Origin of the sequence: Paenibacillus sp. FSL R7-0302 (assembly GCF_038006885.1) — a bacterium.
Lineage (GTDB): Bacteria > Bacillota > Bacilli > Paenibacillales > Paenibacillaceae > Paenibacillus_AQ.
In genome coordinates this window covers 765650-779578 of sequence record NZ_JBBOWB010000001.1, presented here as the reverse complement: position 1 = coordinate 779578, position 13929 = coordinate 765650, and the positions used below count along the sequence as shown (strand labels likewise).

General features: G+C 55.1%; 12 protein-coding genes and 1 riboswitch. Of the genes, 3 read left to right on the top strand and 9 right to left on the bottom strand.

The features are described 5' to 3' along the window. Positions 1-138 precede the first annotated feature (138 nt). The 3 genes from MKY96_RS03420 to hemA form a co-directional block, all read right to left on the bottom strand. Complete coding sequence (locus MKY96_RS03420; protein WP_340938648.1) at positions 139-786, bottom strand: precorrin-2 dehydrogenase/sirohydrochlorin ferrochelatase family protein; 648 nt, start codon at positions 784-786, stop codon at positions 139-141. Between the two features lie 593 nt (positions 787-1379). Further along, entirely contained in the window at positions 1380-2204 is an 825-nt protein-coding gene (gene ccsA / locus MKY96_RS03415; RefSeq protein WP_340944429.1) for a cytochrome c biogenesis protein CcsA, read from the bottom strand. A 5-nt stretch (positions 2205-2209) separates the two neighbouring features. Then, on the bottom strand, positions 2210-3601 hold the full coding sequence (gene hemA, locus MKY96_RS03410; RefSeq protein WP_340938647.1) for a glutamyl-tRNA reductase: 1392 nt from the start codon (positions 3599-3601) through the stop codon (positions 2210-2212). A 331-nt stretch (positions 3602-3932) separates the two neighbouring features. Beyond that, positions 3933-4035: riboswitch (purine riboswitch) on the top strand. Between the two features lie 125 nt (positions 4036-4160). Between hemA and MKY96_RS03405 the strand changes: the two genes are divergently transcribed. The 3 genes from MKY96_RS03405 to hpt are packed head-to-tail and all read left to right on the top strand — an operon-like array spanning position 4161 to position 6826. Then, positions 4161-4721, top strand: coding sequence for a phosphoribosyltransferase (locus MKY96_RS03405; protein ID WP_340938645.1), 561 nt, complete (start codon positions 4161-4163; stop codon positions 4719-4721). A gap of 32 nt (positions 4722-4753) precedes the next feature. Beyond that, on the top strand, positions 4754-6268 hold the full coding sequence (locus tag MKY96_RS03400; protein WP_340938644.1) for an IMP dehydrogenase: 1515 nt from the start codon (positions 4754-4756) through the stop codon (positions 6266-6268). A 30-nt stretch (positions 6269-6298) separates the two neighbouring features. Further along, positions 6299-6826: a hypoxanthine phosphoribosyltransferase gene (gene hpt, locus MKY96_RS03395; protein WP_076079431.1), complete on the top strand. Its 528-nt coding sequence runs from the start codon at positions 6299-6301 to the stop codon at positions 6824-6826. Positions 6827-6887: 61 nt separating this feature from the next. Here the strand turns inward: hpt and MKY96_RS03390 are convergent, their stop codons facing one another. The 6 genes from MKY96_RS03390 to MKY96_RS03365 form a co-directional block, all read right to left on the bottom strand. After that, positions 6888-8450, bottom strand: a complete 1563-nt coding sequence (locus MKY96_RS03390; protein WP_340938643.1) for a glycoside hydrolase family 76 protein — start codon at positions 8448-8450, stop codon at positions 6888-6890. A gap of 56 nt (positions 8451-8506) precedes the next feature. Beyond that, on the bottom strand, positions 8507-9565 hold the full coding sequence (locus MKY96_RS03385; RefSeq protein WP_340938642.1) for a glycoside hydrolase family 76 protein: 1059 nt from the start codon (positions 9563-9565) through the stop codon (positions 8507-8509). A 16-nt stretch (positions 9566-9581) separates the two neighbouring features. Further along, on the bottom strand, positions 9582-10658 hold the full coding sequence (locus MKY96_RS03380) for a glycoside hydrolase family 76 protein (RefSeq protein ID WP_340938641.1): 1077 nt from the start codon (positions 10656-10658) through the stop codon (positions 9582-9584). A gap of 44 nt (positions 10659-10702) precedes the next feature. After that, complete coding sequence (locus MKY96_RS03375) at positions 10703-11590, bottom strand: carbohydrate ABC transporter permease (RefSeq protein ID WP_340938640.1); 888 nt, start codon at positions 11588-11590, stop codon at positions 10703-10705. Positions 11591-11623: 33 nt separating this feature from the next. After that, the gene (locus tag MKY96_RS03370) at positions 11624-12511 is read right to left on the bottom strand and encodes a carbohydrate ABC transporter permease (protein WP_340938638.1); all 888 of its coding nucleotides are present in this window, start codon (positions 12509-12511) and stop codon (positions 11624-11626) included. A 75-nt stretch (positions 12512-12586) separates the two neighbouring features. Beyond that, on the bottom strand, positions 12587-13888 hold the full coding sequence (locus tag MKY96_RS03365) for an ABC transporter substrate-binding protein (protein ID WP_340938637.1): 1302 nt from the start codon (positions 13886-13888) through the stop codon (positions 12587-12589). Positions 13889-13929 lie beyond the last annotated feature (41 nt).

Genomic DNA, 13929 nt, shown 5'->3' with positions numbered 1-13929 from the left:
ATTTGCTCGATTGAGCCGATTTGGCGGAATTCAAGTGTATTTATACACCTAATTTGCTCAACTGAGCCGCTTCGGCCGAATTCAAGGGCATTTTTGCCCTTGCTTTGCTCATCTCGGTGGCCTAGCCACTTAAGCACCTTATTCCACCCGGTTACACGCCACCCAAGCCTCAATCTGCTCGCGTGTCCATGGTATAAAGGTGCCCTGCCGCAGCTCATTCAACACATCCAGCTTCCCCAGCCGCCGCAAGAGCCGCGACCGGTTCTCTGCCGCTGGCTCCAGCTGCTTGATGGCCGTCCGCAGCTCATGCAGGAAATCCAGATACGGCTCGTATTCCTCGCCGAGCAGCCCCGCAATCTGCTGCGTAATCCCCGCAGCCGCAGACGGTCCCGCCCCGGAGGTCGAGACCGCAACCGTGAGGCGCCCGCGGCGGAGCACGCCGGGCGTAATGAACGTGCCCGCCTCCGCATGGCTGGCCACATTAACGGGCAGCCCCAGCTGCCGGGCTTCCGCGGCAACGGCCTCATTCACCGCCCTATTATCGCTGGCGGCATAGACCAGCACAGCTCCCTGGAGATCCCCGGGAGCATAGGTCCGGCTGATCCATTGCAGCCGCCCCCCATCAGCCATCGCAGCCAGCGTCCCGCTGAGCGAGGGGCTGATCACCGCCAGCTCCGCGCCCGCTTCCAGCAGCGGAGCCGCCTTGCGCGCAGCCACCGCCCCGCCGCCAATGATCACCACCCGCCGGCCTTCCACATCCAGCATAATCGGCAGATACTTTTTCATCCCGCTTCACTCCAGCTCTCCCAGCGCTTCCAACTCACTGTCATCCATCTTCCATCCCACAGGCAAGCTACTCTTCATCCTGCTCACTCCAGCTCTCCCAGCGCTTCCAACTCACTGTCATCCAACTTCCATTCCACTGGCAAGCTACTCTTCATCCTGCACACTCCAGCTCTCCCAGCGCTTCCAACTCACTGTCATCCAACTTCCATCCCACAGGCAAGCTACTCTTCATCCTGCTCACTCCAACTCTCCCAGCACTTCCAACTCGCTCTCATCCAACTTCCATTCCACTGGCAAGCTACTCTTCATCCCGCTCACTCCAGCTCTCCCAGCGCTTCCAACTCGCTCTCATCCAACTTCCATCCCACTGGTTAGCCACTTTCCATCGCGCTTACTCCAGCGCTTCCAACTCGCTCTCATCCAACTTCCATCCCACTGGTTAGCCACTCTCCATCCCGCTTCACTCCAGCTCTCCCCAGCACTTCCAACTCACTCTCATCCATCTTCCATTCCACAGACAAGCTACTCTCCATCCCGCTCACTTCAACTCTCCCAGCACTTCCAACTCACTCTCATCCATCGTCCATCCCACCTTACTCCCCGCCCCAGCCATGGAACTCCGACCAGGAATTCAGCAGGAAGTTAAGAATAATGAAGCCGTACCCGGTAATCGCCCAGCGGGCCATGACGGTACCGCTTCGGCGGCCGGAGAACTTCAGCACAAGGTAAACGATGTAGACGCCCAGGCCCGTAAGTGTTGTCAGGACCTTCGTATCCTGAAAAAGCGGTGTCCGCTCTTCCGCTACAATCGACAGACCCGCCAGAATCAGCGAGGCCAGCAGCAGTGGTACTCCGGCCAGAATCGCCGTGTAGGAATATTTGTCCATCGTCTCCAGGCTGGGCAGCCTGCGGACACGGTCATCCCACTTCTTATTCTTCAGCTTCGTATGCAGGAACAGATACATTATCGCAAATACCGTCCCCAGTGTCAGTGCGGCAAAGCTCAGATTCGCCAAAATCACATGCATCGCCAGCCACCCGTGCACCGCACTCCAGCTCTGCAGCGTATGATCCTCCGCCGTCAGCCATACCCGGTTCAGCAGGAATACACTGAAGCCCGCCATGCTGAGCAGCAGGACGGTGAACTCGCCGCCGCGCGTATAGGCCACCGCAAACGAGGTGACCACCATGCTGAAGGAGAACCAGAACAGGAAGTCGTAAGGCGTAAAGATCGGCAAGCCGCCCTCCTGGGAGAAGCGGATGGCCAGGCCCCCAAGCTGAAGCAGGCCGACAACAGCAAGAAGCCCTGTGCCCAGCCGCTTTCCGCCCGGATTGCGCCGAAGGCAATCCGAGAAAACAAACAGCAGGCTCAGGGCATATAGCAGCAGAGCGGCATCATATATTCCGTTCAGCAGCATGTGGCTCACCCGCCCAGCAGACCGGCTGGGGTAAGCACCGCTCCCGGCACACGGATCTCTCCGCCGGAGGGCCGTTCAGCAGAGCTGCGCTGAAGCGGTTCAACACTTTCACCGGCCGGACCTGCATCCAGCTGCTCCTGCAGGGCGAAGATTTGAGTGAAATACTCCAGTGCTTCATTCCCTTGCTTGCCGCCGGACATCTCCTTGATCACATTGATCGGATCATGCATCATCTGGTTGACAATGCTCTTGGTCAGGCGGCGGATCACCTTGCGCTGATGCTCATCCAGCTCAGGCAGCTTGTTGAACAGACTTTCCATCGTGTCTTCATATATTCCGTTTGACTTGTCCTGCAGCGCACGGATCACCGGTCTGACGCCCAGCGTCTTCAGCCATTGCTGGAAATCCGCCATCTCGCCTTCAATCATAACCTCGATCTTGGCAGCTTCACTGCGGCGCATCTCCAGGTTGCTCTCCACAATGCCCTCCAGATCATCGATATCATAGAGGAATACATCCGGTACACTGGCAGCAGCAGGGTCAATATCGCGCGGCACAGCAATGTCGATCATGAACAGCGGCCGTGAAGGGCGGCGCTTCATGCCCTCGGCTACCTGGGCAGCCGTCAGCACATAGCCGTCCGCACCCGTAGAGCTGATCACAATATCCACTTCATCCAGAGACTTCAGCGCCTCTTCAATCGTGCTGGGCTTACCCGAGAATTTCTCGGCCAGCTCGATAGCACGGGACAAGGTACGGTTGGCGACAATCACTTCCGCCGCGCCGCTGCTGTACAGATGCTTTACCGTCAGCTCGCTCATTTTGCCGGCGCCGAGAATGAGCACTCTTTTGCCGGTGAACATGCCGAAGATGCGCTTCCCCAGCTCCACCGCCGCATAGCTGACCGACACCGCACTCTCGCCGATCGAGGTCTCACTATGCGCACGCTTGCCGAGCGTCACCGCCTGCTTGAACAGCCGGTTGAACCAGGTTCCGGTAACCCCTTCCGCCTGAGCCGTCAGGAAGGCACTGCGCACCTGACCCAGAATCTGCGTCTCGCCTATCACCATTGAATCCAGACCGCAGGTGACACGCATCAGATGGGCAATCGCCTGCTCGTCTTCATATATATACATATGTTGCGTAAATACATCGCTTCTTACTCCGAACCACTGCTCCATGAAGCTGCGGATGAAATATCCGCACATATGAAGGCGGTCCACGACCACATAAATTTCCGTCCGGTTACAGGTGGCGACAACGACCCCTTCCAGAACGCTCTTCGTCTGCAGCAGCTGATGAAGCGCAGCAGGCAGATCCTTCTCGGCAAAAGCGAACTGTTCCCTCACCTCTACGGGAGCCGTACGGTAATTCAGGCCAACGACGACAATATGCATCGCTTGTTCACCATCCTAATCTATATTCATTGGTGTAGGCACTGTTGCTGCTTATCAGCAGATATTAGAATCAATTTCACAAGATCCACGAACACTGTGTTAAGTATATCACATCAAAATACGGCTTTTAACAAAACCTTTGAACTATTTATGAATTGCAGATAATAATTATTATAAACAAGTATATAGGTCATGTAATATGACACAATAATGAAATATTGACACACTTTATTACGGATGATAGCATATAACAAATGATCTGAGTTAACTTTTATAACATCCATAGCAAAAATCGTCTGATTCCCCGTCCCTAAGTTAACACCGCGTCAGTTATCCCCCTTCAAACCTCTCTTGTATAAGCCCGTTAATCCGGAACGGGCGTATCTACAGGCAACCGTAAATTGCCCCAGGCTACAAGAGGCCAGCCCCCCTGCTGGATGTATCAGCGTGAGCTCACGGGCGAAACCGTGCTTTTCTACGCTGATGTATCCTGCTTTGGACTGCGCCTCCTTTAGCCTGGGGTTTTTGGCATCCATTATAATAGAAGGAGTGAGGGCAAATGAGTGCTTCCTACGCAAGCTTAAGTGAATCGATCCGTAAGGCCAGAAATGTGAGAATCTACAAGAATAAGGACACCGCCTATGACTTCAAGCTCTACCCCTTCGGAGAACGCGGTACGTATATCGCCCCCGAGCTGATCCGTGAAATCACTCACAATCTGGCGGATGCTGTAACGGAGCAGTTTCCCGATTTTGATTACATTGTCTCCCCTGAACCCGGCGGTCATACCTGGGGGATGCTGGCTGCCTATAAGCTGATGAAGCCGATGAATATTCTGCGCCTCAGCACTGAGCTGTACGAGAATTATGAGGTTAGTGTGAGACGCGAGACGGCGTATAATGAGAATTATATTTATTTTGACGGCTTCTCCGCCGGTGACCGGGTACTGCTTCTGGATGATGTCATCAGTTCAGGCGCTACGATCCGCTGCATTGCTGCTCAGTTGTCCGTGATGGGCATAGAGCTTGTCGGCGTGCAGGCGATTCTGGCCAAAGGGGAGCATTACAAGCAACTGGAAGCGGACATTAGAGTACCCGTCAGATTTCTGTCCCAGGTATGATTTATCAAAAAATAGCAGGGGAGTGACAAGCCATGGCTTTTTATTACGAGCAGCCTTCAAGAACCTTCAGTGAGTTCCTGCTGGTACCCAGCCTGACCACCAAAGATTGCATTCCCGGAAATGTGGATCTTAGCACACCAGTAACCAAATTCCGCCGGGGAGAGACCCCGGCACTGACCATGAACCTCCCCGTGACTTCGGCGGTAATGCAGGCGGTATCCGACCACAACATGGCGATTGCACTGGCCAAAAGCGGGGGCATCTCCTTCATCTACGGCTCCCAGTCCATCGGCCAGCAGGTCGAAATGGTCCGCCGGGTCAAAAAGTTCAAAGCAGGATTCGTCCTCAGCGACTCCAACCTGCGCCCGGAAGATACGCTTCAGGATGTGCTGGCGCTGAAGGCGCGCAGCGGCCACTCCACCATTGCGATTACAGACAGCGGGGAACCGACAGGCAGACTGATGGGCATCGTCACCAGCCGGGATTACCGCGAGAACCGCCTCCCGCCGGATTGCCCGATTACAGAGTTCATGACCCCGCTTGCTTCACTGATCTACGCCGAAGAAGGCATCACGCTGACAGAAGCGAACGACATGATCTGGGATCATAAGCTGAACTGCCTGCCGATTGTGAATGCCAGCGGCCATCTTGTCCATTTGGTCTTCCGCAAGGATTATGACAGCCATCAGGAGTATCCGCTGGAGCTGCATGACGACAACAAACAGCTCATTGTAGGCGCAGGAATTAATTCGCGGGATTATAAGGAGCGTGTGCCAGCACTGGTGGAAGCGGGGGCAGATATCCTGTGCATCGATTCTTCTGACGGGTATTCGGAGTGGCAGGCGGAGACCATCCATTATATTAAGGATACTTTCGGGGAGAGCGTGAAGGTTGGCGCGGGCAATGTTGTTGACAAGGAAGGGTTCCTGTACCTGGTGGAAGCCGGGGCGGATTTCATCAAAGTCGGCATCGGCGGCGGCTCCATCTGTATTACCCGCGAGCAAAAAGGGATCGGACGCGGTCAGGCCTCCTCTGTCATCGAAGTGGCGGCGGCCCGCCAGGAATATTACGAGCAGACCGGCATCTATGTCCCCATCTGCTCGGACGGCGGGATTGTCCATGATTATCATATTGTGCTGGCGCTGGCGATGGGCGCTGACTTCGTGATGCTTGGCCGCTATTTTGCCAGATTCGATGAGAGCCCCGGACGTAAGCTGCTGGTCGGCGGGAACTTCGTGAAGGAATATTGGGGCGAAGGCTCCAGCCGTGCCCGCAACTGGCAGCGTTATGACTTCGGCAATACCGATAAGGAGAGCAAACTTGAGTTCGAGGAGGGCGTGGATTCCTTCATTCCCTATGCCGGGCGGCTGAAGGATAATCTGGATCTCAGCATCAGCAAAATCAAGTCCACCATGTGCAATTGCGGCTCGCTGACCATCCCGGAATTACAACAGAAGGCCAAGATTACCCTGGTCTCCTCGACAACGATCTTTGAAGGAGGCGCACATGATGTTATGCTTAAGGAAAAGGATAGATCCTCCTCGTGATCACATCCTAATCCATAAGGAGCGTCAACCATGACCCAAATTACCAAAGTTCTGGTCAGCAAGGACCAACTGCAGCAGCGAGTACAGGAACTGGGCGCTGAAATATCGCGCGATTACGAAGGCAAGGAGCTGGTGCTTATAGGTATTCTTAAGGGCGGGGCCGTCTTCATGTCTGATCTGATGCGTGAGATCACCTTTCCGGTCGGCGTCGACTATATGTCGGTGTCCAGCTACGGGGCAAGCTCTACCTCCTCCGGCGTCATTACGATCAAGAAGGATATCGACATGGATATCCGCGGCAAGCATATCCTGCTGGTCGAGGATCTGATCGACACCGGCCTGACGCTTCAGCATCTAAAGGAGCTGTTCGCCCTGCGCGAGGCGGCAAGCGTGCGTATCTGCACCATCCTCAGCAAGCCTTCCCGCCGCCTCGTCGATGTTCCCATTGACTACAGCGGGATTGATATCCCCGACGAATTTGTTGTCGGCTACGGTCTCGACTACGCCGAGCAGTACCGCAATCTGCCGGAGGTCTGGATCGTCGAGACCGGGGACTAGGATGAATAAGCAAGCAGAAGGGAGCGCCATTCACGGCGCTCCCTTTGTACTGCAGCGGCCTTCAAAGCCCGCTCAGCAAATCAACATTCAGATAGTTCGTATTTCCGAGCGCACTGTTATACCCGAGTTGAATCGTGTTAGAGCCAGCGTTCAGCGGGATCGTGACGGATACCGTTCCGTAGGTGCTCCAGCTGGAGGTGGAATTGAACACCAGATTGGAGGTAGTAACCACGCCGTTCACTTTCACGTAGCGGGAAGCATTGCCTGCCGCCGCCGCGTAGCGGAAGGTGACAGTTCTGGTTCCGGCCGTATTCTGGTTGACATAGAAATCAATGGAGGTGCCGCTTGTGTTCCAGCCCCCGACATACCCTCTTCCGGTAAAGCCGGCATTAGTGCTCTCATTGATCATCCCGCCTCCGCCAGCCAGCGTCCGCGCGGCATTCTCCGCTTCATAAGCCCCGTTGCCCGCAATGTACCCGGTGTAGCCGTCAGCGGGAACGATCTGCAGAATGGAAGCGCCCGCAGCGGCGGCCAGGCTCTGCACATAGGAAGTGCCCGTATTACGCAGCCAGTCACTGCCGATGATTCCGTCGCTCATGCGGCGGTGATTCCAGGCCTGCGTTGCATTCTGCTGAAGAAAGTTTAAGTATTGCGGCTGTCCGCCCAGCGTACGGAGGCGGTTCAGGTTGCGGGCAAAGACCATTTTAAAGCCCGCAGCATCATTCTCCCCTTCATACAACAGAGTCTGGGCGGAAACCATTTTATTAACGGCATACCCGGCTGCATTGTTGGCATCCGTTAGGTAGGCGGAAGCTCCGGTAGCCTGATACAGGGATACAGCCGCCCCCAGGAACGTTCCGTAATTGTAAGTGAAATCCCAATCCTTAATGAGACCGCTGCCCGCACCTTCAATATGATCATTGATTTTGCTGCCATTGACCAGGGTGGATTTGGTCCAATTATAGATTTGTGTAGCCTTGGTCAGATAAGCAGGATCATTGTAGGCACTATACAGCTTGACTGCGGTCATGACCATCGGGGCATTCGTGGCCATATTCTTTTGGGCGTTGGCCTGGCCCGGGACATGGGCGTCCCTTCTCCACCAGATCCCGCCGCCGTATGTGCTGTCCCATTCGCTGTAGATTTGGCCAAACAGGAAGCTGGCACGGTTCAGATACTCCGTCGTTCCCGTCAGTTCATAGGCTCTTGCGCAGGCCAGCGCCCACCAGCCCAGGTCATCGTTGAACGGATTCGTCATCATATCCGGGTATTTGGCGTTGAATCCGGTGTAGATCTCATCGATCATCGTGCGGTAGACATTGCTGCCCGTGCGTTCGTAGGCATCCATTACAGTCTCCCAGAGCTGTGCCTCCCACCAGAAATCGGTGTAGAGTCCCCCGTTCGGCCCGTGAGCATGTTCAGAATGAATCAGATGATCACTGTTGGTATAGAAGTATTTGGCGGAAGAATCATAGAATACTTGCACAAATGAGTTCATTGCAGCATCAGCGTTAGAGACGGTGAATGCCTCTGCCGTACCTCCTGCACCGGGAGACGGCACAGACAGAGACAGGGACAACAGACAGAGAACAGCGGCACTTCTTATTTTCTTCCAGGTGAACATTTCCGGGTACCCCCTTCATTTGTACATCCAGTCCACAACCGTCAGGCGGCAATGGGCTAATGATCAAGCTTGACTGCTCCCTCTAGCAGCATCAGACCGCTTAGCTGTACACTGAGTTGTACCGGCAGCCCGGGAACCTTCTCCCATGAGGGTCCGCACAGCCCCAGCGTCCGGTCCAGCCCTTGCGCCCATAGCGTCCGGGCATTGGCCAATATGACTTCACGGACCCGGTCATTTCCGGGGAAATGCTGCTCCAGCTGTACCAGATAGCGGATCAGAATTCCCTTGAACAATCCGGTGTCGTCAATCCCTTCATCCGGCAGCAGCAGCGATTCAGAATAGCATAAGCGGTCTAAGCAGGCCTCAGCGGTCCGGCGGGCATCTGCGGCATAGCCGGAATCGCCGGTGACACGGCAGAGCTCTATTCCCGCTCCTATGAATACTCCCTGACAGTAAGTGAATTCCCAGTCGTAATCGATCTGCCCATCCCCCTGCCGGTTGATTCCGTCCCATACGAACCCGGTGTCCGGGTCCACCAGATTGGCCTGGTTCCAGCGGTAAATCCGGATCGCCCAGTTCAAATCCTCCTCCTGTCCACGCAGCGAGTATAGGCGGGCGGCCAGAATAGCGGCCGGGGCATTCGCCGGGGTGTTCTTGTAATCCAGCTGATCTTTTTTCCAGGCCATGCCGCCCCCGCAGTGTTCATTCCAGGCCGTCTGAATATCCGCCCATAATTCAAGGACAGCATTCAGGTATTCCGCTTCGCCGGTTGCCTGATACGCCCGCAGCAGCGCAAGGGCAGTCCATTCCATATCATCATAATAATTATGCTTGAACGTCCCGCCGTTATAGGCATGCAAGCTGCGGCTCAGACTGCGGATGCGTCCGGCATACCTGGAATCCCGCGTCCGTTCGTAAGCATCGGTCAGAGCATCAATGACATGAGCCTGCCACCAGTAGTAGAAATTGTCGCCTGCCCTGCTGTATTCCTGCGGATACCATTGGTTCATTATTCCGCTGTCTGCATTATAGTAATGCTCCCACAGGGAGTCCTGGAGCGAGTCGGCGCGCGCCGCCCAGTTCTCTGCCAGTGATGTCCCGTTAGAATGATCCATAAGCCAGCTCCTCCCCTTAAAATGAGGCTCGGGCATTCGCCTGCCCCGTCCCTGCAAGCACAACCATCCGCTCCAGCAGCTTGATTCCGCTGAGCTGGGTGCTCAATTGCACAGTGTCCGAAGGTGCCGTAGTCCAATCGGGTCCGAACAGCACCCGGTCCGCCGCCCTCCCTTGGTCCCACAGCAGCTCTGCGTTACTGCGCAGAAAGGCCCCGGCAGCTCCGTCTGCCTGACCGGCCTGTGCCAGTTCTGCCGCATAGCGGACCAGAATGCCCTTGAAGAGACCGGCATCGCCGCCGCCCTCATCCGGGAGCATGCCGGAATGCTGGCCAGCGAGTTCCTTGACCGCTGCGCCGAACGTGCGCCGGGCCTCCTCCAGATAGTCACGGCTCCCGGTAACCCGGTACAGCTCGATAGCCGCACCGATATAAACACCCTGATTGTACGTATATTTCCAATCCTTATCGATCCTGCCGTCACCGGTACGGTTCATTCCATCCCAGACGAAGCCCGTCTCCGGGTCCACCAGATGGGACTGCTGCCAGTTATACAGCGTATGTGCCCACTCCAGGTCCTGCGGATCTCCAAAGGCTTGATACAGGCGGGCGGCAAGGATAGCAGCCGGTGCATTAGCCGGGGTGTTCTTGTAATCCAGCTGCGATTTCTGCCAGGCGATGCCGCCCCCTGAATGGCTGTTCCAGCCGGTTCTGATATCCGTCCAGAGGATAAGAACCGTCTCTTTGTACAGCTCATCTCCGGTTGCCTGATATGCGCGAAGCCAGGCCAAGGCCATCCACTCCATGTCGTCGTACAACTCATTGGGCCACAAGCCGCCATTACGGCGGAGCAATCCCGCATGTAGAGCGGACAGTCGTTCGCGGTACTTAGCAGCCCCAGTCCGCAGCAGGCCGTCCACCAGCACATCCACGGCATGGGCCATCCACCAATAATGAAAGACCGTATTACATGCGCCTTCCGGACAAGGTGTCTCAATGTCATACATTCCGATGGATTCGTTCCAAAAGAATTCATCCAGCGCTTCCTGCGCCGAGTCCGCCCGTTCCGTCCATTGTTCAAGCTCTATTTGCTTCATATGGTGTCTCTCTCCCCGTAAATGATTTGCCATCGGCAGCTGACTTAGCCTTTGATACCGCTGAAGGCAATCCCCTGTACAAAATAACGCTGCAGCGCCAGGAACAACACCAGTATCGGCAGAATCGCCACCAGCGCCCCGGCCATCATCGGCCCGTAATCCGTCTGGAAATTATAAGAAAAAGCCTGCAGGCCCATCTGAATCGTTGCCTTGTCCGGATCATTCAGCACAATCATCGGCCACAGGAAGCTGTTCCAGCCGGCCTGGAAGGTGAAGATGCTCAAGGTCGCCAGCGCCGGGCGGGTAAGCGGCAGATAAATCCGCCAGAAAATTTTAAATTCCCCGCAGCCCTCAATCCGGGCCATCTCCAGCATGTCGCTGGGGAGCGTCAGAAAAAATTGCCGCATGAAGAATACTGCGAAGCTCCCGGACGCGCCGGGCAGAATGATGCCCCAGAACGAGTTCATCAGTCCATTGCCGCCTCCGCCAAAAAGATCATTACCCCCGGCAAACGGAATATGGCGCATCACATACACTGTCGGGATCATGGTCACAATGCCGGGAATCATCATTGCCGCCAGCAGCACGCGGAACACCGGCTTGTTCAGCCTGAATCTTAGCTTCGCAAAGGCATAGCCGCTAAGTGATCCGAAAAACAGGTTAGCCAGGACGCCCGACACCGCAAGCACGAGCGAATTCCAGAAGAATAAAGCAAATGGCACCGTTGAAAAGGCTTTGCGGTAATGCTCGAAGGTCAGATGCTTCGGAAACCACTGAATCGGCATGGCAAAGATCTCATCATCCGGCTTGAGTGAGGTTAGCAAACTCCAGTAGAATGGCAGAAACATAACAACCGCTATAAGGATACATACAATATAGAAAATGAGCTTGTAGAGGCCCTGCTTCAAGGCCGAACCGCCAGTAACACCCATCCTGCAAACCTCCTTTTCCTGGACAAGCTGCCCCTAAATGATCGATTCCTCCGCTTTGGAGACCCGCATATTAATCAGCGAGAAAATAAGAATGGCTACAGCAAGCACAAAGGCCTGCGCCGAGGCATAGCCCATCTGCAGCTGGTTGAAGCCCTGCTGATAGATTAGGTAGACCGGGGTCTTGGTCACATTGGCCGGACCGCCCTGCGTCAGCACAAAGGCCTGGTCAAACAGCTGCAGCGCACCGATAATCGCCATCGTACTGACCAGGAAGGTCGTAGGCCGCAACTGCGGCCAAGTGATGTAGCGGAAGCTGGCCCATTTGTTCGCCCCGTCCAGCCGTGCCGATTCATAGAGATAATCCGGGACCCCCTGCAGACCGGCCAGATAAATAATCATATTGGAGCCGACGGATTGCCAGAGGGTGAGCATTACAATGGACAGCATCGCCGTGCTTGTCTCGGACAGCCAGGCAGGACCGGTAATGCCCACATAGGACAACAAGCCGTTCACCAGACCGAATTCCGGATGCAGCAGCCAGATCCATACGGTTGCCGCCGCTACAGCCGAGGTCAGCGTGGGCAGATAATAGAAGGTGCGGAACAGCTTGACGCCCCGCCACGCCCTGCTCAGCAGCATGGACAGCAGGAGGGAAATGATAATATTCAGCGGAACAAAAATAATCGAGTAGAAGAACACATTCTTGAATGTCTTCCACAGCAGACTGTCTTCCATCAGGCGGCGGTAGTTGTCCAGGCCGACCCAGTCATTCTGGCTAAGCACATCATAGTTGGTGAAGCTTAAATACAGGGCCATCACTACAGGAATCACTGTAAACACAGTGAACAGCAGCACCGTTGGCGTAATGAATACATAAGCCGTCCGGGCTTCGTGCCGTTCCACTTTTCTCATGGAAGCCATACAACTCCCCCTCTCATCCTCCGGCAAGGTTCCATGGCAGCAGGGAGGCGCTGCCTCCCTACGGTACAGGACAGACTATTTAACGACTGCGTTATCCTTCAGCATCTTGTCGCCTTGTTCCTGAGCCTTCTTCAGCGTGTCTTCAATGCTCTGCTTATTCTGCTGGTTCAGCTGAAGATTAGGCGCAAGCGCATCGGTCTCCATTACGGAATAGCCAGGATGGGTCGGACGGATCTTGGCGAATTCCAGCGTATCCAGGAACGGCTTCCACTGCGGGTCATCCTGGAAAAACGGATCTTCCATCGAAGGCTTGAAGCCCGGAAGATTCAGGCTGGTCTTGGCCCACATCAAGGCATTATCCTTGTTGGCGGTCCACCATTTAATGAATTCCCATGCTTCATCATGATGCTTGGAGCCTTCAGGAATCACGAGTCCGAAGCCGCCCATCACACTACCCTTGTCGCCGTTTGGTCCGGCAGGAGGGGGTACAATGCCATATTCGAGATCTTTACCGTATTTGTTATAGGTACTGAGCATCCATGGGCCGGAATAGAGCATGGCAACCTTGCCTGTAACGAAGGCATCCTGCCCTTCGCCAAGCCCCAGCTCGAACCCAACCTTATACACCTTGTCTTTGTTCATCAGACGGTCCCAGAATTCAAGCACCTGCTTGCCCTGCTCATTATTGAAATTGGTTTTGCCGTCCTCTGTAAGCATCTGGCCGCCCGCCTGCTGGAGATACATATTGAACAAGCCCAGGTCGCCCATGGAGAAGCCTGCCACCTCCAGCTTGTCGCCGTTCCACTTGGTCAGCTTTGCGGCAGCCTGCTCCAGCTCATCCCAGGTAGCCGGAGGCTGAAGCCCTGCATCGTCCAGCAGCTTCTTATTGTAGAATAAGGCCCGTGCATCAACGGTCAGCGGAAGTCCGTATAACTTATTGTCATGGGAGAGCTCAGTCAATGACTCGCTGTAGAAATCATCCTTGGAAATGCCGTCACGTGTTAAGTACTCATCCACCGGATGCAGCACGTTCTTGGGAGCATACAGCGAGGTCCGCCAGCGGTCCCAGAACAGCACATCGGGAGCACCGCCATTCGTAGCCGCCGTCAGGAATTTGGTGATCATATCCTGCTGCAGCACATATTTCACATGAATCTTGTCTTGTGATTTGTTGAAGGCATCCACCATGGTCTCGAACTGTTTCTGGCCTTCACCGCCCCAGTCGCCCCAGAACGTAAGCTCCGTCTTCTTCCCGCTGCTGCCGCTTCCGGCTTTGCCGTCATTTGCAGGGCTTTCTTTTCCCGAATTGCCGCTGCAGCCCGCAGCCAGAGCAGCGACCATCATCACCGAAAGTGCCGTAACCCATCCTTTTTTCATTGCTTCATCCCCTTAATTTGTATTTGTCTGTTATAGGAGCC

Coding starts and splice junctions, on each gene's coding strand:
- MKY96_RS03405 (WP_340938645.1), top strand. CDS start 4,161: ATGAGTGCTTCCTACGCAAGCTTAAGTGAATCGATCCGTAAGGCCAGA.
- hemA (WP_340938647.1), bottom strand. CDS start 3,601: ATGCATATTGTCGTCGTTGGCCTGAATTACCGTACGGCTCCCGTAGAG.
- MKY96_RS03420 (WP_340938648.1), bottom strand. CDS start 786: ATGAAAAAGTATCTGCCGATTATGCTGGATGTGGAAGGCCGGCGGGTG.
- MKY96_RS03390 (WP_340938643.1), bottom strand. CDS start 8,450: ATGTTCACCTGGAAGAAAATAAGAAGTGCCGCTGTTCTCTGTCTGTTG.
- MKY96_RS03365 (WP_340938637.1), bottom strand. CDS start 13,888: ATGAAAAAAGGATGGGTTACGGCACTTTCGGTGATGATGGTCGCTGCT.
- MKY96_RS03385 (WP_340938642.1), bottom strand. CDS start 9,565: ATGGATCATTCTAACGGGACATCACTGGCAGAGAACTGGGCGGCGCGC.
- ccsA (WP_340944429.1), bottom strand. CDS start 2,204: ATGCTGCTGAACGGAATATATGATGCCGCTCTGCTGCTATATGCCCTG.
- hpt (WP_076079431.1), top strand. CDS start 6,299: ATGACCCAAATTACCAAAGTTCTGGTCAGCAAGGACCAACTGCAGCAG.
- MKY96_RS03380 (WP_340938641.1), bottom strand. CDS start 10,658: ATGAAGCAAATAGAGCTTGAACAATGGACGGAACGGGCGGACTCGGCG.
- MKY96_RS03370 (WP_340938638.1), bottom strand. CDS start 12,511: ATGGCTTCCATGAGAAAAGTGGAACGGCACGAAGCCCGGACGGCTTAT.
- MKY96_RS03375 (WP_340938640.1), bottom strand. CDS start 11,590: ATGGGTGTTACTGGCGGTTCGGCCTTGAAGCAGGGCCTCTACAAGCTC.
- MKY96_RS03400 (WP_340938644.1), top strand. CDS start 4,754: ATGGCTTTTTATTACGAGCAGCCTTCAAGAACCTTCAGTGAGTTCCTG.